We start from the raw sequence: 18,122 nt of genomic DNA on the forward strand, positions 1-18,122 counted from the left end.
ATAGACATGAAACATTTTATTGAAATCAGATGGCATGGGCGTGGCGGTCAGGGTGCGGTAACCTCAGCCGAGCTTATCGCCCAGGCGGCAATTGGCAAGGGGAAATATGCTCAGGCTTTTCCCAGTTTCGGGCCTGAACGCAGAGGTGCCCCGGTTCAATCTTTCAACCGTATCAGTGACAATAATCCTATCCGTGAGCGTTCCGGCATAAGCCAGCCGGATATTGTGGTAGTACTTGACCCCAGCTTGGTTATCATCGGGAATGTAGTTTCAGGCCTTAAAGAAGGCGGCACCCTTATTATCAATACCACCAAGCCGCTGGAGTATTTTGCTTCTCAGTATGGTGACCGCTGGAAAGTAGCCACAGTTGATGCAACTGCTATTGCCAAAGAAGTATTAGGCGTAAATATTGTCAATACAACCATGCTTGGTGCTCTTATAAAGGCAACTGCTCTGACGGATATGGAAGCCTTCGAAGAACCTTTAAAACACCGCTTCGGAAAGCTGGCTGCTAAAAATATGGCAGCTATGAAAAAGGCCTTTGAAGAGACTGCTGTAAAGGAGCTTAAAGTTGGCTAAACAGGAAAACCAGATTACATGGCAAGAAGTAACACCCGGCTGTATAGTCAGTGAACCCGGGAATGCCAGTCAGTACAAGACGGGTGATTGGCGTTCTCAATTGCCTATTCATAATTTCAAGAAGTGCATAAAATGCGGCGTGTGCTATATATTTTGCCCTGAAGGTTGCATAAATGAGACCAAAGAGGGCTTTTTTGAAGCAGACCTTTTCTATTGCAAAGGCTGCGGTATCTGCGCTCATGAATGTCCCACTGGAGCTATTGTTATGAAGGATGAGGAGGAGAAATAATGGCCAGAGTAGGCTTAGAAGTTTCCATTGCCCTGAGTGAGGCAGTAGGGCTTTGCAATGCTGATGTCATTGCTGCTTATCCCATTACTCCTCAGACTCATATTGTTGAACATTTGGCCGAGATGGTAGCCGAAGGTGAACTGGATGCCGAATATATTCCGGTAGAATCTGAGCATTCGGCTCTGAGTGCCTGTCTGGGTTCGGCAGCAGCCGGTGCCCGCACCTTTACTGCAACAGCCGGACAAGGGCTTGAGCTTATGCACGAGGTGCTTTATGTGGCTTCTTCCATGCGGCTGCCTATTATGATGGCGGTTGCCAACCGGGCTCTTTCCGGCCCTTTGTCGGTCTGGGGTGACCACTCTGACGTAATGTCTTGCCGTGATATCGGCTGGATACAAATATTTACCGAAAACGGACAGGAAGTGGTTGATAACACTATCTGTTCTTTTAAAATAGGCGAAGACAAAAGGGTGCTTTTGCCTGTTATGGTTCACTTGGATGGTTTCCACCTTTCTCATGTTATCGAGCCTATTGATATGCCGGAGAGAGAGCAGGTAGATGCTTTCCTCAGCGTTAATGACTATCCGTATGCACTGAATCCTGATAATCCCCGCGCTATGGGTGATTTTGCCCCTCCGGTTATTTTTACCGAAGCAAAATGGGCACAGGAGCAGGATTTCCAAAAATCCAAGGCTGTTATTTTAGAGGTCTGGAAAGATTTTGAGAAGCAGTTTGGCCGTTCTTACAAGCCGGTTGAGACCTATCGCACCGAAGGTGCCGAGAATCTGCTGTTTACTATGGGTAGTTTCTCAGAGACTGCCATGGCCGCCATTGATAAAATGCGTGATGACGGCATGAGTGTCGGTCTGGTACGGCTTCGGTTGTGGCGTCCCTTCCCATTTGAAGAGCTGCGCGCTGCTGTTAAAAATGCCAAAAACCTTATCGTGCTTGATCGTGCCTTGTCAGTAGGCGGTCCGGGTGGTCCGGTCTGCTCTGAGATTAAGGCTGCTTTATATCCTCTGGAGAAAAAACCCAAGATTGTCAGTATTATCGGCGGTTTGGGCGGACGGGATATTACCGTTGCCAATTTTGAGGATATCATGAAGAAAGGTATGGCTATTGCAGAAAAAGGCAGTCCTAACGAATATGAAATATATGGAGTGAGGGCATAATGCAGAACTATTCAGTATTTGTTCCCAAGCTACTGCCCAAACGTGAGTTGTTTGCCCCCGGGCATCGCGGATGTATAGGTTGCGGCGAGGCTCTGGCAGTTCGTTTGGCTACCAAGGCTATGGATGAAAATACCATAATGGTAAATGCCACCGGCTGTATGGAAATTATCGCTTCCCAGTATCCGTATACCTCATGGCGTTTGCCATGGATACATACCCTGTTTGAAAATACGGCTGCGGTTGCTTCTGGTGTTGAGTCGGCCATTAAGGTGCTTAAACGCAAAAAGCGGATAGAAGACAGGGATATAAAGATTGTAGCCATCGGCGGTGACGGTGCAACTGTAGATATTGGTCTTCAGGCACTTTCAGGCGCTATGGAACGCGGTCACAATTTCACCTATATTTGTTTTGACAACGAAGCTTATATGAATACCGGTATTCAGCGTTCCTCAGCTACTCCTTTCGGTGCGTCCACTACTACCTCACCGGCCGGTAAAGTAGGTAAAGGTCAATTCTCATGGAAAAAAGATATGCCGGCAATAGCTGTTGCCCACAATATCCCGTATGTTGCTACCTGTTGCCCCAGCTATCCTTTTGACATGATTGAAAAAGTCAGCAAAGCTTTGGCGGCTGACGGTCCGGCCTATATACACTGTTTATCTGTTTGCCCCACTGGCTGGCGTTGTGCTACCGAAGATACTATTAAGATAGGGCGGCTGGCGGTTGAGACCGGTGTTTTCCCTCTGTACGAGGTCATTAACGGCCAGTACAAGCTGAGCATGGAAACCCCCGAGCTTAAGCCTCTACGGGAATACACCAGTCTTCAGCGGCGGTTCCGCCATCTTACAGAAGAATCTCTTGACCTTATTCAGGAAAGAGTTCAACTGGAATACAATAAGATTGCAGAGAGGGCGGCATGTGCACCGAAACTAGAGAAATAGTAGCGCCTAAAGTTAAGGATATTCTGAATAAATATGCCAAAGACAAAGGCATGTTGGTAGCCATACTGCAGGATATTCAGACTGAGTTTAATTATCTGCCCCGTCCCGCTCTGGAGGCCGTAAGCCAGGGATTGGGTGTTCCAATGAGCCAGGTTTACAGTGTTGCCACTTTCTTCAAGGCTTTCAGCCTGAAACCCAAGGGCAAACATTCTATTCATGTGTGTATGGGTACTGCCTGCCATGTACGCGGTGCCAACAAGATACTGGATAAGCTGGTTGAAAAACTGGGTTGCTGTGCAGGTGAAAACACCGAAGACATGAAATTTAGCCTTGATGCTGTAAACTGTGTTGGTGCATGTGCTTTGGGGCCTGTGGTTGTAGTGGATGGCCAGTATATGGGCAACATGACTACCGAAAAGGTAAAACCTTTGATTGAGGGATGCCAGTAATGAGTAATACAGCGATTAAAAAGTTTAGCAGTGTAGCCGAACTTGAGGCCAAGAGGCAGGAAATTCTTAAAAGCAGGAATTCTGGACAGACGGTTATTGCTATTTGCTGCGGTACCGGCTGCCAGGCCTACGGGGCTAAAAAAGTTGCGGACGCCTTTGAAGAAGAACTGGCGAAAGCCGGTTTGGGAGATAAAGTTGAGGTAAGGACTACCGGCTGTCATGGTTTTTGTGAACGCGGCCCGCTGGTAGTTATCCGCCCCCAGAATATTTTCTACCAGCGTTTGAAAATTTCGGATATACCTGAAATCATTGAAAAAACCGTAAAAAACAACGAAGTAATAGAACGTCTTTTGTATGTTGACCCCATGACCAAAGACAAAAAGGTGCATGAACATGATGTGCCTTTCTATAAAAAACAGATGCGTCTGGTTTTCGGCAACAACGGCAATATAGACCCTACCTCTATAGATGACTATCTGGCGGTGGGCGGCTATAAATCTTTGGCCAAGGCTATATCTGGCCTCAAGCCGGAAGAAATTGTGGAAGAAGTTATCAAATCCGGACTGCGCGGGCGGGGCGGCGGCGGTTTTCCCACCGGCTGGAAATGGCAGTCCTGCCGGGACGCCCATGACCCGGTAAAATATGTAATCTGCAACTGTGACGAAGGTGACCCTGGTGCGTTTATGGACCGCTCACTGATGGAGGGCAATCCACATAGTGTTATAGAAGGCATGATTATCGGTGCTTATGCTATCGGTTCGCATGAAGCTTATATTTATATCCGTGATGAGTATCCTATGGCTGTAAAGCACGCCCTTCTGGCTATAAAACAGGCCGAAGATTATGGTCTGCTGGGTGAAAACATACTGGGCAGCGGCTTTGACCTGAAAATACATATCAACCGGGGTGGGGGTGCCTTTGTCTGCGGTGAGTCCACGGCACTTATGGCCTCTCTGGAGGGCAAGGTCGGCGAACCCCGTGCCAAGTATGTTCATACCTCTGAAAAAGGTCTGTATGACAAGCCTACTACCCTGAATAATGTGGAAACCTGGGCGAATATACCCCTGATTATGGAAAAAGGGGCAGACTGGTTCAATAAAATAGGCACTGCGGGCAGCAAGGGCACCAAGATATTCTCACTGGTGGGTAAGGTAAACAACACCGGCCTTATTGAAGTTCCTATGGGTATTACCCTTCGGGAAATTGTATATGATATAGGCGGCGGTATTCCCAAGGGTAAAAAATTCAAAGCTATTCAGACTGGGGGTCCTTCCGGCGGCTGTCTACCTGAAAGTATGCTGGATTTACCGGTAGATTTTGATGAACTTACCAAGGCTGGCTCTATGATGGGTTCGGGTGCCATGATTGTTATGGACGAAGATAACTGCATGGTGGAAATCGCCCGTTATTTCCTAAGTTTCCTTGAAGGTGAATCCTGCGGCAAATGTATACCTTGCCGTGAGGGTGTAAAACGCATGCGCCAGATTTTGGAAAAGATAACAAAAGGTGAGGGCGAGGAAGGAGACATAGAGCTTCTGGAGCAGCTTTCGCAAGCTATACAGGACGCTTCTTTGTGCGCTCTGGGCGGCAGTGCTCCCAATCCAGTCATGTCTACCATAAAATACTTCCGTGAGGAATATGAGGCTCATATCCGGCAGAAAACCTGTCCGGCTAAGGAATGTAAAGCCCTTATTAACTATAATATCATTGATGCAAATTGTCCCGGCTGCGGTTTGTGTTATAAAGCCTGTCCGACAGGAGCTATTATTCCTCAAGGCAAAAAGATGCCGGTTATACTTGACCAGAGCAAATGTACTAAATGCGGTGCGTGTTTTGACGCTTGTAAGCTCCACGCCGTAGAAATCAGATAAGGTAGGGTAGCATGATAGATTTAACCATAGACGGCAAGAAGTATCAGGCAGAAGAAGGTCAAACAGTACTGGAAGTAGCTCACCGGCATGGTATTTTTATTCCTACTTTGTGCGTAGATGAAGCGGTTTCAGCCTATGGAGCCTGCCGCTTGTGCATGGTGGAAATTGAGCGGAAGGGGCGGAAAAAACTGGTTGCTTCCTGCCTGTATCAGGCAGAAGAAGGTTTGGTGGTTACTACCCAGAATGACCGTATTACCAATATCCGCAAGACTGTTATAGAGCTTCTTCTGGCGCGTTGTCCCCAGTCCGATGGGGTTCAGGCTATGGCCAAGAAACTGGGGGTTACCTGCTCGCGGTTTGAAAGTGAAAAACCTGAAAATTTATGCACTTTATGTGCTCTTTGCACCAGAGTTTGTTCCGAAGTGGTTGGCAAGAGTGCTATCAGTCTGGTAAGCAGAGGCACCAGCCGTGAAGTAGCTTTGCCATATTATGATGATAAAACAGATTGCATTGCCTGTGGCTCTTGTGCATATATATGTCCAACCGGTGCTATCACAATGAAAGATGGTAATGGTATGCGTATCATTACCTGGCCTAACTGCAAGGTTAGTTTTAAACTTAGGCGCTGTGCCAAATGCGGTGCCGAATGGATTCCTGAAAAACAGGTCAAGCATATTCTGAATACCACAGAGGTTCCGGTAGAGTTCTTTGATGTCTGTCCTGATTGCCGTTAATAAGGGTATGGGGCTTCCTTGACCCTGTAACATAGCTTTGTTATACTGGCGCCTGCGGGGTGTAGCGCAGTCTGGTTAGCGCGCAGCGTTTGGGACGCTGAAGTCGGAGGTTCGAATCCTCTCACCCCGACCAGGCCTTTCTTTGTGAGTTCAATCCTTTCCTTTTACATGTTTCCAAGCTGGCAGTTAGTTTCGGCCGTATATTCCATTTTATATACTCCGTTTTACCTATGCGGAGTAGGCTGCTAACGGAATACCAATATCAATGACTTTATTTCAGCATTGACTCTTTATCTAACATCTCCTCTTACTTAAGCTAACCTCAAAATTTTTTCAGTGTATCTCTGCAAATGCTTGGAAGTTTGGGATGTTGCCAGACTTTGAATAAGTTTTCTAGGGATAAAAACCTGAGCACAAGTTTCTTCAGCTTAAAAAACATTGACTTGCCGCAAACGCCTGATAGAATAAATTAACCCATTGCTGATTGTAAATTACATAATATTGGAATTATTAGATGGATAGAGTAAACAGGGCAGGGGAGGGGTAAATACTGCATTGTCTTGATGATTTTGCCGGACGGAAAGAGAACAGGTATGAAATATCAATATGATCTGGTGGTTATCGGCGGTGGATTGGCCGGGTTTACTGCAGCTGTTTTTGCTAACGGGTTAGGTAAGAAAGTGGCTTTGGTTGAAAGAGGCAAACTGGGTGGTGCCTGTACATGGAATGCTTGTGTCCCTTCCAAGGCGTTGCTTCAAATAGGGTTACGTATACAACAGATAGAAAAGTACAACCGGAACGGGGTGAAACTGGCCAGTGTGAACCTGCAACCGGGTAATATTATGTCGTACTTGCATTCTATCCTGGGAGATATTGCCCGAATTGATGATTTTGATAACTTGGGTAATATCGGCATAAATATACTTAAAGGCGAAGCCGTATTTACAGACCATCATTATATAAATTTAAACGGACAGGTTATTTCCGCAAAACGTTTTATTATTGCCACCGGTTCAAGTCCTGCGATTCCGCCGGTAGAGGGCTTAGTCGATATACCTTTCTATACTAATGAAACAGTATTTGACATAAATACCATACCATCTTCCATGATTGTATTGGGAGGAGGGCCAGCCGGTATCGAACTGGGACTGGCTTTTGCCTGGTTGGGATGCAAAGTGGATATTGTTGAAATGGCAGATCATATACTACCGAAGGATGATACCGAGCTAAGTGAATTATTATTTGAGTATCTTAATGTGGAAGAAAACTTGAGTATTCATATTTCCACCAAGGCAATCCGTTTCCAAAAGCAGAATAACGGGCAAGTGAAGCTTGAAATGCAAACCCGTGAAGGGAAAATTGATGAAATTGCGGCTGAAGCAGTACTGGTTGCAGTGGGCAGGCGGGCAAATGTAAGCGGGCTTGGGCTGGAAAAAGTCGGGGTAAAATATACCTCACGGGGTATCAGTGTTGATAAAAAACTTCAAACCAGCTCTTCAAATATATTTGCAGCCGGTGATGTCGCAGGGCCTATCCAGTTGGGCATGATGGCTGAAAAACAGGCTATTTTGGCAGCAAGTAACGCCTGCTTGCCATTTAAACAAAGCATCAGGTATGAAGATGTGGCTTGGGTAACGTATTCTGAACCTCAAATGGCCCATATAGGTTTGACCGAAGATGAGGCCAGACGGAAATACGGTAATAATGTGCGTATTATCCGCTATCCGCTAAACAAGGTGCGCAGGGCGGTTATGGATCACGACATTCGCGGTATGTGTAAATTTATGCTGGATAAAAAAGACAGGCTGATAGGGGCACAACTGCTGTGTTCACATGCCGAAAACCTTATTCACGAGCTGCAAATAGTAAAATGTCTTCACAAGCCGTTTTTAAAACTGCATAGCATTCCCCATATTTATCCTACTTATGAAGAGGGGATAATAAAACGGGCGGCAGATATCAGCTATACTATGAAAATGCGCCGTAATCCGCTTATCAGGCTGGTACTGCGTTACTGGCCTGGTTATAAAGATAAGCTGGATGCAGTGATAAATCGCCTCTGAACGTTATTGGCGATATACTCATGGGAAAGAAAGATGGAGCGGGAGACGGGGCTCGAACCCGCGACAGCCTGCTTGGAAGGCAGGAACTCTACCACTGAGTTACTCCCGCTGATTTTGCATGGTTATTCTAACCTGAACAATCAAACATGTCAAAGGTGTTTTATGAGTAGAGAAAGCATCTTTTTTGCTTGAACGAAGATATAAAACATGTTAGAATTCTCTGCGGATTAAAGATAACAAGTTCATTGGAGGTAACTCATGCCAATCTACGAATATTCATGTTCAAAGTGCAATAAAGTCTTTGAACTTATGAGACCGCGGAGTGAGTCCAGCTTGTCAGCCACTTGCCCTGTTTGTAATGCGGAATCTCCCCGCATTGTTTCAGATTTTACCCATGGCGTAGCTTTTTCCAAAGATGCACCTGAATCCCGCAAGGATTCTGCCAATGAAAAAATGTGGATTTCTCAGCAAAAAGTCGAAGAAAATAAAATCAAAAATCCTGACCCCCTAAAGAAATGGCGTGAAGAACGCGAAAAGTCCTGTGGAAAAGGACCTGAAGCATGGGTGGAATATGCCAAACAGGAAGAAGCTAAAGTACAGAAAGTTAAAGATTACGGTACCGGATTTACCGGCCGCGAAGTATAAAACAGTTTTATCCTGAGGGCTCGTAGCTCAGGGGCAGAGCGGGCGGCTCATAACCGCTTGGTCGTAGGTTCGAAACCTACCGAGCCCACCATATATAGATAGTAAGAGGGGGAGTTTCAAAACTCCCCCTCTTTATTTGATAATTTACTTCCAGGGTTAAACCAGCAGAGCTCCGCCGTCAGCTATAATAACACTTCCCACCATATAATCTGCCGCCGCACTTGCCAGGAAAAGGACTACTTTTCCAATGTCATCCGGTTCACCCATCCGTTTGAGCGGCAGTTTTGCCACAAATGATTTAGATAACTCCATCAACTGTTCGGCTGACATATTTCCGCTTGGCATTAAAGCGGCTGCACCGGGGGTGTTTATACCGCCAGGTGCAACGGCATTCACCAGTATGCCATGAGGTGCCCATTCCTGAGCCATAGCTTTGGTAAGCATAACTACCCCGCCCTTGGATGCGTCATAATGCGCTAAATTACCGGTAGGGCGGAAGCCATCTATAGATGCAATGTTTATTATCTTACCGCCGTGTTTCGCCGCTATCATGGCCTTAGCGGCTGCCTGTGAGAAGAACATAAGCCCCTTAAGATTTATACCAAGAGTTTTATCCCACATGGCCTCGGTCATATCTATGGCAGGCATAAAGCGGTAAATACCGGCATTATTCACCATAATATCCAGATCACCAAATTCCTTCAGGGTGGTATCTATAACTTTTTGAGCGTCACTGATGTTGCTTACATCAGCCTGAACTGCTGCAGCTTTGCCGCCCATAGACTGAATTTCAGCTGCTGTTTTCTGAGCCACTTCAAGGTTCAGGTCCGGAATCATTATACTGGCACCTGCTTCGGCCAAACGCATGGAAATACCTTTCCCAATACCCATTGCACCACCGGTTACGATAGCAACTTTGCCTTTTAGGTCAAATAACTCGGCTACGGTCATCATGGTCTCTCCTCCTAACAGTATTAATCCATTGGTACTAGCCCTTGTTTATTTTGATTTATCAGATGGGTGTGTGTCAATACGTCATTCAACTTAATTATGGGGACAATATGGTATATAATAGATAAATACGTATACACTTTACATAAATGGAGGGTGTCATTAATAAAACAGTTGTAAATAATGTGATAATCCAGCCGGAAAGAGCTGTCTTAGCGGCTGTAGATACCAATAATAACTCAAATTGGGCTATAGAAGACTCGCTTGATGAATTATCCCAGCTGGTGCTTACTGCTGGTGCAGCGGTAGTAGGCCGTATAATTCAGAAGCTTCATGCACCAGCCCGCAATTCATACTTGGGAAAAGGTAAGCTGGATGAGCTTGTGGGGATGAAAAAAGAGCTTAACTATAATCTGGTCATTTTTGATGATGAGCTTTCACCTATTCAGCAGAGACTATTGGAGGAAGCGCTGGGCGTAAAGGTAATAGATAGGGTGGCACTTATACTGGATATATTTGCCAAACATGCTAATACCCGTGAAGGCCAGCTTCAGGTTGAACTGGCACAGATGCAGTATTTGTTGCCAAGACTAGCAGGTCAGTGGAGTCATCTTGAAAGATTGGGTGGTGGAATAGGAACTAGAGGGCCGGGTGAATCCCAGCTTGAAACAGATAAACGCATAATTCGCACTAAAATACGCAGTTTGCAGGATCATCTGGACGAAGTGACAACTCACCGTGATTTGTACCGTGAAAGAAGGCGTATGCGGGGTGTGCCGGTGGTTTCATTGGTTGGCTATACCAATAGCGGGAAAAGCAGCCTCTTAAATGCGGTTGCCAAAACAGATGTATTAGCTGAAAACAAACTTTTTGCTACCCTTGATCCGACTACCAGGAGGTTGTATATAAACGGGCTGGGAAATGTACTCTTGACTGATACAGTGGGTTTTATACGCAAATTACCTCCTGCTATCGTAAAAGCTTTCCGGGCTACACTTGAAGAAATAAATCAAGCTGATTTATTGGTGCATGTAGTTGACATAACTGCGAAGAATGCTGTTGAGCAGTGTCAAACAGTGGAAAAGATACTGGCCGATATGGGTGTGGCTGATAAACCCCGTCTGACAGTTATGAATAAGATAGACCTGAAGCTGGATGGCGGACGTAATTGGACTGAAGATGAAGCCTTGAATTTACTGAAAGCAGAGTGTCCGGTGGCGGAAAATACGGTGCTTATCTCAGCCGCAAAACGCTGGGGCTTGATGGAATTTACCCGCATGCTGAAAGAAAAACTGCTTGGTATTGGTTTTAATCCAGGGTATGCGGTTTATGATGAAATTGGGGGAAAGAAAGAGCGGTAATATATATGGAAAAAGAATTGGCTGGCAATATAATGTCATGTTTAGATGAATTGTCAAAAGGCCTTAGCCGTCGTCGGGAATTATTAGCTAAGACAGGCGCTTGTGAAGATTATTATTTTTATTATGATTTAGCGGCTATTGACGAAGAGGAAAGGAAGGCTTTGAATAAGCTGAATAGCCTGGGTAAGCAGGATGCAACAGAAAATATCGCTAAATAAACGTAATAAATTGCAGCCCGCAGAATCCAAATCTAGGGCTTTTTACGGGGTGAGCAATACCAATCCATTAGTTCATCATTGCCCTTAATTACCCTTTATATAATTAAACGCATTAAGCATACTAATTTGTGCAGATGAAGTTCGTTTTTGCATAATTTTGGATAGGGGGGCATTTAGGATAAGTTTTTGGGAACGTGCAAATGCCTTCATGGGTTTGCGTTGATCTTCAAACGAAAGTTTGAAATATATTACAACAAATGTCTGGAAGAATATTTCATCTTGATACTCAAGGCAAAACACGTCAAAATTAAGCTTTATAGTGGTTCGCACTATATATGTTATGTAATATGTTAAGCTAAAAATATAACTTAACATAAAAGATGGCGTAAAAAATAACTAACAAATGTTTTACCGAAAATTAAATTTGCAGCAAGTATGATTTAATATTTGCGCATGCTAAAAATATTTCTGTAGAAATCCTATGGACTATATGGTTGGCTTGCCGATAAAGATATTGAGATAAATATCCCCTACCAAACATTACGGATTGTCGAAATATGCAAAGGGTTCACGCTATGAAATCATTTAGATTCCGGCGTGAACCCTAAAACCAGAAATAAAGACTCAACTAAAAGTGTTTCTTTTGTAGCCGGACAATTTGGTGATACCCTTTTCGAGCTGTTCATCAGGTACGGTCAAAGATAATCTTATATAGCCTTCGCCGGCAGTCCCATAACCTGTGCCTGGAGTAACGACTACACCGGTTTTATCCAGAAGTTCAGTAGCAAAGCTGGCGGATGTATAGCCTTCGGGTACCGGTGCCCAGATATATAAACTGGCTTTGGGGGCTGTAACCTCCATGCCTATATTGTGTAGTGCTTTCACCAGGCGGTCACGGCGGCGTTGATATACAGCACAATTATGGTTTATGACTTCTTGTGAGCCTTTCAAAGCCGTAATAGCCATCAGCTGGATAGCCTGGGGTATGCCTGAGTCAAGGTTGGATTTAAAACGTCTTAAAGCGTCTATCATTTTGGCATTACCAACAGCCATACCAATACGCCAGCCGGTCATGTTATAGCTTTTGGAGAGTGAATGAAACTCAATTCCTACATCTTTAGCACCTTCGGCTTCAAGGAAACTTACAGGCTTGTAGCCGTCAAAAGCTATTTCAGAATAAGGTCCGTCATGGCAAACTGCCAGATTGTGTTTGGCGGCAAAATCCGCTGCTTTCTTAAAGAAGTCCAAGTCTGCCACTGCACCGGTAGGATTGTTAGGATAGTTAATCCAGAGTACTTTGGCTTTTAAAAGGATATCTTCCGGTATGGTGTTAAAGTCAGGCAGGAAGTTATTTTCTTTGTTAAGAGGCATATTAAACACATCTGCACCTGCCAGTTGACTGCAGATGGCATATACAGGATAAGCCGGGTTAGGTACGAGTGCAATATCCCCGGGGTCAAGAAAACACCATGCGGCATGCCCTATACCCTCTTTAGAGCCAATTAATGGCAATATTTCGGTGTCAGGGTTTAGTTTTACACCGAACCTTTTTTCATACCACTCTGCCATAGCTTTACGCAGCACCGGCATTCCCTCTGTTTCAGGGTAACGGTGGTTAGATGGATCTTCTGCCGCTTTACAAAGCTCTGCCAGAATGTGTTTCGGAGTGGGTAAATCAGGATCGCCAATAGCAAAACTGATTACTTCCTCTCCTTTGGCGCGTTTCTCAGCTATCTTTTTGCTTATCTGGACAAAAAGATATGGCGGCAGATTTTCAATTCGTTTAGACAATTTCATCTTTCAACCATTCTCCCGTATATATGATTTCAGCTTTTCCGGTAAGACAGACATCATCATGCCCATCCCATTCAACGCCGAGTGTTCCGCCCGGCAACTTTATGTAAACAAACTTACCGACATATCCCAGTATCTGCGCAGCAACCGCTACTGCAGAAGCACCGCTGCCGCAACCCAGAGTTTCCCCTACCCCTCGTTCCCAAACCCGTACTTTTATATGTTCGGTATCAAGGATATTTGCAACTTCGAAATTGGTGCGTTTGGGGAATGCCTTGTGGGTTTCAACCAATGAGCCCACTTCTCCCAGCGGGAATTCTTCTACCGGTTTAGTGCAAAAATGGATAGCGTGCGGGTTTCCCATGGATACCAGTGAAACCAGTACCCGGCGGTTATTGATATTTAACGGAAAATCAGAAATAAGTTGTCCGCTGTAGTGTTTAGGGTCTGGTTCAGCGGCAACAGGTATCTGATGGGCTTCAAACATAGGTTTGCCCATGGTGGTGCGTATGCGTCCATCTTTAAATATTTGAGCATGCCGTATACCGGCTAGAGTCTCAATGCTAAGTTCATCTCTGCTGCCAATCAATTTGTTGGCGGCTATATAATGAATAAGACAGCGCAAACCATTACCGCAGATTTCTGCCTCAGAGCCATCCGCATTAAAAATTCGCATGCGGAAATCTGCTTTTGCTGAAGGCAAAAGCAACATCAGCCCGTCAGCACCGGCACCGAAATGACGGTGGCACATATGGAGTGCCAGTTTTGGCCAATCCCGTTCTTCGCCTTGCGGGTCTACCAGAACAAAGTCATTGCCAACACTTTGCAGTTTAGTGAATTTCATATTTATCCTCCGCAGCCAGAAAATCACGGACCAGCCGGATAATGTTGTTACTTCGGCTTTCTTCCAGTGTTATCCAGTGTATATCGGCATCTGTCAGACGGAAATAAGTATTTTGCTGGCGGATAAGGCGGTGGGTTTCATATTTCATCTGTTCTATTGCCTCTGCCAGGCTGATACCGCCCTCGATATGTTTGGCTATCTGGCGGTAGCCTATGCCCGACATAGACGGTAGATTAGCCTTATATCCTTTTTCCAGCAAAAAGCGAACTTCCGCTTCCAGACCTTGTTCTAACATTTTTTCTATCCGCAAGTCAACGGTGCGGTAAAGTTCTTCGCGGGGTATATGTATACCTATTTTAAGTATCCTGTAAGGTGGCGGGTTTTTTGTTTGGAGCTCGGAAAATTTTCCGCCGGTTTTGTAGATAACCTCCAATGCCCGTATAACCCGGCGGATATTACGTGAGTCTATTTTTGAAGCAGCCTGCGGGTCTTTTTCTTCAAGGTCTGCAAAAAGGGCTTCTCCGCCTTCTTTTTCTGCTTTTTCAAATAAAGCGGCACGCAAAGTTTCATCAGGGGCTATTTGGGGAATACTCCAGCCCTCAAGTACTGCCTTCAGGTATTGTCCGCTCCCCCCTACCAGTATCGGCAAACGGGTTTGGTTATGGAGACTATCTATAGCCTGATAGGCAAGCGTCTGGTATTCTGCCAGATTGAAAGACTGGTCAGGTTGAATGAAACTATAAAGAAAGTGCGGTATTTCTAACATTTCTGATAGAGTTGGTTTGGCTGTGGCAATATCCATATGGGAATATATCTGGCGGCTATCCGCGTTGATTATGCCGGCGGGAATTTCCTTTGCCAGTTTCAGCGCCAGAGCGCTTTTCCCTGAGCCGGTGTTGCCCAGAATAACCAGTAAAGGCGCTACAGGCGAATTTGAGGCTTTTGCACTGGCGGTATTATCAATTATGCTCATTGGTCTCCCTGCAGGTCTTAAAAAGGGTTTAGGGATGCCTTTTCAGGCTTTATTTTGAAATAGCGGCGGCTTGGCGGCAAATGCTTATAAAAGAATCAGCATTCAATGAAGCTCCGCCTACCAGTGCCCCGTCAATATCTGACTGAGAGAGGAGTTCGGCGGTATTTTTTTCATTTACACTGCCTCCATAGAGTATGGAAGCTTTTCGGGCTGCAGTGTTCCCCAGAATTTCACTTAACACCTTACGTATATAACAGATTGCCGCATTGGCTGCTGAAGCGGTGGCAGCCTTGCCGGTGCCTATAGCCCAAATGGGTTCATAAGCTATTATGATACTGCTCAGGCTAAGCCCATTCAAAGCCTCTTTTAGCTGAGTTTCCAATACTTGGCGGGTTTGGCCCTTCTCATTTTCTTCGAGTTTTTCACCCACACATACTATCGGAAGTATGCCAGCCTGAATAGCGGCTTTTATTTTTTGGTTGACAACCTGTCCTGTTTCACCGAAATATTCCCGTCTTTCAGAGTGGCCTATAATCACGTATTGGCAGAGCTCTTTCAGCATCAAGGGGGATATTTCACCTGTATATGCCCCTTTTTCTTCGTAGAAAAGGTTTTGGGCACCCAGCTTGATGCTGCTATTTTCTAGTATGGTTTTTATGTGACTCAAGGATATAAAAGGCGGGCAGACTATTTTTTCAATGCCGTCTATCGTTTCAAGTTCACCTTTCATGCTTTGTACGAGTATACAAGCTTCGGAAAGAGTGGTATTCATTTTCCAGTTACCGGCAATAATAATCTGCCTCATAAAGCTTGCTCCTAGGCTCCGAATTTGCCGAGTTTAAGGGCATTAGCCATGGCTAGAGGCATAATATCCCTGGCAGGTATATGCCCCAGTCCACCCTGCAGACAATCCGTTTCGGAAAACCTGCAAACTTTGTCAGGGCGGCAGTATTTAGAATAAATAAGCACCGGTACTTCATGCCAGCTATGCCCCTCTATAACAGCCGGGGTGGAATGGTCACCGCTTACGGCTATTACATCCGGCTGTAAGGCTAGTATTTCAGGCAGTACCTGATCCAAGTTTTCTAATGCTTTCACTTTGCGTTCAAAGTCACCGTCTTCACCGGCGGCATCTGTGGCTTTCACATGGATAAAGAAAAAGTCGTATTTTTCAAAGTTTGCTTTGTAAGTGGCTATTTCATCATCTAAGGTTGGGCCTGTGGATAACACATCCATGCCCACTACTTTGGAAAGTCCCCTGTACATAGGGTAACTGGCAATAGCGGCCGTCTTAAGCTTATAAATCTCGTTCATAGTGGCGAAGCAGGGTTTTTCTGAAAATCCCCGCAGTAGTATCATATTGGCTGGTGCATGGTCTTTGAGTGTTTTAGCTGCAAATTGTAAGAATTGGTTTGCAACTTTTGCCATTAGCCGGGCATTTTCAGATAAGTGTGTAATCTCTTTGGGGGCAGCCCCCAGTTTTTGGGGATCCGAATCAGTCACCTTTTCAGATAATCCGCTCCCCCTGAATACAACTACCAGACGGTGGTCTTTTACCGGTTTTACAATTACCTTGACACCCTCAAATTCCTGTCCGTCCAGAAGAGTACAAAGTTTGGCACTGACCGCGCTTGAAACCCGTCCCGCTCTGCGGTCACAAATCAGCCCTTTCTCATCTACAGTGCAGAAGTTACCGCGTGTTGCCACGTCTCCCAGTTTCAGGTCAAAATCTATTCCCAGTGCTTCCAGCACACCCCGTCCTATAAGGCAATCAACCGGATCATAGCCAAAGAGTGCCAGATGACCGGGGGCACTGCCGGGGATTATACCGGCTCCAACCGGGTTTGCCATGCCGCAAATGCTTTTACGGGCTAATTCATCCAAATTAGGTGTTCGGGCTGTCTCAAGTTCGGTCTGCCCGCTTTCAGGGTGAGGTAATCCTCCCAGTCCGTCTATCACCAGCAGTACAATCTTGCTGGGAGTAGTCTGCGAAAGCTGGCTGACAAGATTTATTTTATTCATTTTTCTTTGCAAGCACCTCTACGCCAGGCAATTTTTCACCGCTAAGAAATTTGAGTGAAGCTCCGCCTCCGGTAGATACAAAACTCATCTTGCTGGCAATATTCAGTTCGGTCACAATCTCAGCAGTAGAACCGCCACCAATAATGGTAGTGCCATGGAGACGGGTCATGGTATTGACCATTGCCCGTGTGCCCTCTGAAAATTGAGGTATCTCATAAATCCCCATCGGACCATTCCAAAAGACGGTCTTGCACTTCTCAAGGTGTTTGGTGAAATGGGTAATGGTAAGAAGGCCGATATCTACAATTTTGGCAGTATGAGGTATATTCTCAACACTCACATTTTCTGCCTTGGCCTCAGGACCTATTTTATCAAATGTGACCAGCACATCATCCGGCAGGATAATCTTAACATTTTTTGACTTTGCTTTATCAATTAGCATTTTTGCGGTATCAAGGCTGTCATCAATGAGTGAATCACCTATCTCCAGCCCTTGAGCCTTCAGAAAAGTGGCTGCCATTCCTCCGCCAATAAGAATAGTATCCACTTTGTCCATGACGTTTTCCAGCATGCCCACCTTGTCACTTACCTTGGCGCCGCCAAGAAGTATCATAAACGGTCGGGGCGGGTGTTCCAGTACCTTTCCCAGAGCGTGAAGCTCCTTTTCAAGGAGAAGCCCAGCCACTGCCGGCAGATATTTGGCTACGCCTACAATAGAGGCATGTTTGCGGTGGGCAGTACCAAAAGCATCGTCCACATATATATCAGCCAGATTTGCCAGTTTTTTGGCAAATACCGGGTCGTTAGCTTCTTCTTCCGGGTGGAAACGCAAGTTTTCCAGCAGCAGCACCTGGCTGTCTTCCAGAGAGTTAACCTTGGCAATTACTTCGTCTCCGATACAATCAGAAACTGTAAATACTTCTTGCCTGAGTATCTCGGACAGGCGTTTTGCTACCGGGGCAAGACGCATACTTTCTACTACCTCGCCGTCTGGTCTTCCCAGGTGGCTGCATAAAATAACTTTGGCCTGGTGGTCCAGCAGGTAATCAATGGTCGGAATAGCTGCACGTATACGGCTGTCATCATTGATACCGCCAGTCTCTTCATTTATAGGGACGTTAAAGTCCACTCTCACCAGAGCTTTTTTACCAGAGAAATCTAAATCTCTGATTGTTAAGTTTTCCATGAACGCTCCTGAAAAGGTCTTATTATTCAT

At 45.5% G+C, this 18,122-nt stretch carries 18 protein-coding genes and 3 tRNA genes; 13 read left to right on the forward strand and 8 right to left on the reverse strand.

All coding sequences use genetic code 11. From position 1 onward, the window contains the following. The first annotated feature begins 6 nt into the window (after positions 1 to 6). From ASJ33_RS03590 to ASJ33_RS03630, 9 genes are all read left to right on the forward strand, one after another. Complete coding sequence (locus tag ASJ33_RS03590) at positions 7 to 579, forward strand: 2-oxoacid:acceptor oxidoreductase family protein (protein ID WP_023652182.1); 573 nt, start codon at positions 7 to 9, stop codon at positions 577 to 579. Next, a complete protein-coding gene (locus ASJ33_RS03595; protein WP_011929000.1) occupies positions 572 to 868 on the forward strand; it encodes a 4Fe-4S binding protein in 297 nt (98 codons plus the stop codon). The genes ASJ33_RS03590 and ASJ33_RS03595 overlap by 8 nt, the downstream gene beginning before the upstream one ends. After that, positions 868 to 2,040: a transketolase C-terminal domain-containing protein gene (locus ASJ33_RS03600; RefSeq protein WP_012881935.1), complete on the forward strand. Its 1,173-nt coding sequence runs from the start codon at positions 868 to 870 to the stop codon at positions 2,038 to 2,040. The genes ASJ33_RS03595 and ASJ33_RS03600 overlap by 1 nt, the downstream gene beginning before the upstream one ends. Further along, positions 2,040 to 2,981, forward strand: coding sequence for a pyruvate synthase subunit PorB (gene porB, locus ASJ33_RS03605; protein ID WP_012881936.1), 942 nt, complete (start codon positions 2,040 to 2,042; stop codon positions 2,979 to 2,981). The genes ASJ33_RS03600 and porB overlap by 1 nt, the downstream gene beginning before the upstream one ends. Next, on the forward strand, positions 2,957 to 3,430 hold the full coding sequence (locus ASJ33_RS03610; protein ID WP_012881937.1) for a complex I 24 kDa subunit family protein: 474 nt from the start codon (positions 2,957 to 2,959) through the stop codon (positions 3,428 to 3,430). The genes porB and ASJ33_RS03610 overlap by 25 nt, the downstream gene beginning before the upstream one ends. Beyond that, a complete protein-coding gene (locus tag ASJ33_RS03615) occupies positions 3,430 to 5,301 on the forward strand; it encodes an NADH-quinone oxidoreductase subunit NuoF (protein WP_041330817.1) in 1,872 nt (623 codons plus the stop codon). Before ASJ33_RS03610 ends, ASJ33_RS03615 begins: the two co-directional genes overlap by 1 nt. Positions 5,302 to 5,312: 11 nt before the next feature. Beyond that, on the forward strand, positions 5,313 to 6,035 hold the full coding sequence (locus ASJ33_RS03620) for a 2Fe-2S iron-sulfur cluster-binding protein (RefSeq protein ID WP_041330818.1): 723 nt from the start codon (positions 5,313 to 5,315) through the stop codon (positions 6,033 to 6,035). Positions 6,036 to 6,090: 55 nt separating this feature from the next. After that, positions 6,091 to 6,168: transfer RNA gene (locus ASJ33_RS03625), tRNA-Pro, on the forward strand. Positions 6,169 to 6,628: 460 nt separating this feature from the next. After that, a complete protein-coding gene (locus tag ASJ33_RS03630; protein WP_041331714.1) occupies positions 6,629 to 8,098 on the forward strand; it encodes a dihydrolipoyl dehydrogenase family protein in 1,470 nt (489 codons plus the stop codon). Positions 8,099 to 8,132: 34 nt separating this feature from the next. Here ASJ33_RS03630 and ASJ33_RS03635 read toward each other — a convergent pair. Beyond that, positions 8,133 to 8,207, reverse strand: a tRNA-Gly gene (locus tag ASJ33_RS03635). 149 nt (positions 8,208 to 8,356) lie between these two features. On the opposite strand from ASJ33_RS03635, the gene ASJ33_RS03640 reads away from it, so the two are divergent. Together ASJ33_RS03640 and ASJ33_RS03645 are read left to right on the forward strand one after the other, a co-directional pair. After that, positions 8,357 to 8,743, forward strand: a complete 387-nt coding sequence (locus ASJ33_RS03640) for a zinc ribbon domain-containing protein (RefSeq protein WP_041330819.1) — start codon at positions 8,357 to 8,359, stop codon at positions 8,741 to 8,743. A 16-nt stretch (positions 8,744 to 8,759) separates the two neighbouring features. Further along, a tRNA-Ile gene (locus tag ASJ33_RS03645) sits at positions 8,760 to 8,834 on the forward strand. A 65-nt stretch (positions 8,835 to 8,899) separates the two neighbouring features. On the opposite strand, the gene ASJ33_RS03650 is transcribed toward ASJ33_RS03645, so the two are convergent. Then, positions 8,900 to 9,697 carry an SDR family NAD(P)-dependent oxidoreductase gene (locus ASJ33_RS03650; RefSeq protein ID WP_023652187.1) on the reverse strand — a complete coding sequence of 266 codons (798 nt, stop codon included), beginning with the start codon at positions 9,695 to 9,697 and terminating at the stop codon, positions 8,900 to 8,902. A 146-nt stretch (positions 9,698 to 9,843) separates the two neighbouring features. Here ASJ33_RS03650 and hflX point away from each other — a divergent pair, with 146 nt between their 5' ends. Next, entirely contained in the window at positions 9,844 to 11,055 is a 1,212-nt protein-coding gene (gene hflX / locus ASJ33_RS03655; RefSeq protein WP_023652188.1) for a GTPase HflX, read from the forward strand. A gap of 5 nt (positions 11,056 to 11,060) precedes the next feature. Beyond that, on the forward strand, positions 11,061 to 11,273 hold the full coding sequence (locus ASJ33_RS03660) for a hypothetical protein (RefSeq protein WP_023652189.1): 213 nt from the start codon (positions 11,061 to 11,063) through the stop codon (positions 11,271 to 11,273). A gap of 624 nt (positions 11,274 to 11,897) precedes the next feature. Here ASJ33_RS03660 and ASJ33_RS03665 read toward each other — a convergent pair. The 6 genes from ASJ33_RS03665 to ASJ33_RS03690 are packed head-to-tail and all read right to left on the reverse strand — an operon-like array spanning position 11,898 to position 18,092. Then, positions 11,898 to 13,070 carry an LL-diaminopimelate aminotransferase gene (locus ASJ33_RS03665; protein WP_041330821.1) on the reverse strand — a complete coding sequence of 391 codons (1,173 nt, stop codon included), beginning with the start codon at positions 13,068 to 13,070 and terminating at the stop codon, positions 11,898 to 11,900. Beyond that, positions 13,057 to 13,911 (reverse strand): diaminopimelate epimerase, encoded by an 855-nt coding sequence (dapF, locus tag ASJ33_RS03670; RefSeq protein ID WP_041330823.1) that lies wholly within the window; start codon positions 13,909 to 13,911, stop codon positions 13,057 to 13,059. Before dapF ends, ASJ33_RS03665 begins: the two co-directional genes overlap by 14 nt. Beyond that, positions 13,898 to 14,884 carry a tRNA (adenosine(37)-N6)-dimethylallyltransferase MiaA gene (gene miaA / locus ASJ33_RS03675; RefSeq protein WP_023652193.1) on the reverse strand — a complete coding sequence of 329 codons (987 nt, stop codon included), beginning with the start codon at positions 14,882 to 14,884 and terminating at the stop codon, positions 13,898 to 13,900. The genes dapF and miaA overlap by 14 nt, the downstream gene beginning before the upstream one ends. A 49-nt stretch (positions 14,885 to 14,933) precedes the next feature. Beyond that, positions 14,934 to 15,689 carry a triose-phosphate isomerase gene (gene tpiA, locus ASJ33_RS03680; protein ID WP_023652194.1) on the reverse strand — a complete coding sequence of 252 codons (756 nt, stop codon included), beginning with the start codon at positions 15,687 to 15,689 and terminating at the stop codon, positions 14,934 to 14,936. 11 nt (positions 15,690 to 15,700) lie between these two features. Then, positions 15,701 to 16,906: a 2,3-bisphosphoglycerate-independent phosphoglycerate mutase gene (locus ASJ33_RS03685; protein WP_023652195.1), complete on the reverse strand. Its 1,206-nt coding sequence runs from the start codon at positions 16,904 to 16,906 to the stop codon at positions 15,701 to 15,703. Beyond that, positions 16,899 to 18,092, reverse strand: coding sequence for a phosphoglycerate kinase (locus ASJ33_RS03690; RefSeq protein WP_023652196.1), 1,194 nt, complete (start codon positions 18,090 to 18,092; stop codon positions 16,899 to 16,901). The genes ASJ33_RS03685 and ASJ33_RS03690 overlap by 8 nt, the downstream gene beginning before the upstream one ends. Positions 18,093 to 18,122 lie beyond the last annotated feature (30 nt).

The sequence above is a fragment of the Dehalococcoides mccartyi genome (assembly GCF_001889305.1).
Taxonomy (GTDB): Bacteria; Chloroflexota; Dehalococcoidia; order Dehalococcoidales; family Dehalococcoidaceae; genus Dehalococcoides; species Dehalococcoides mccartyi_A.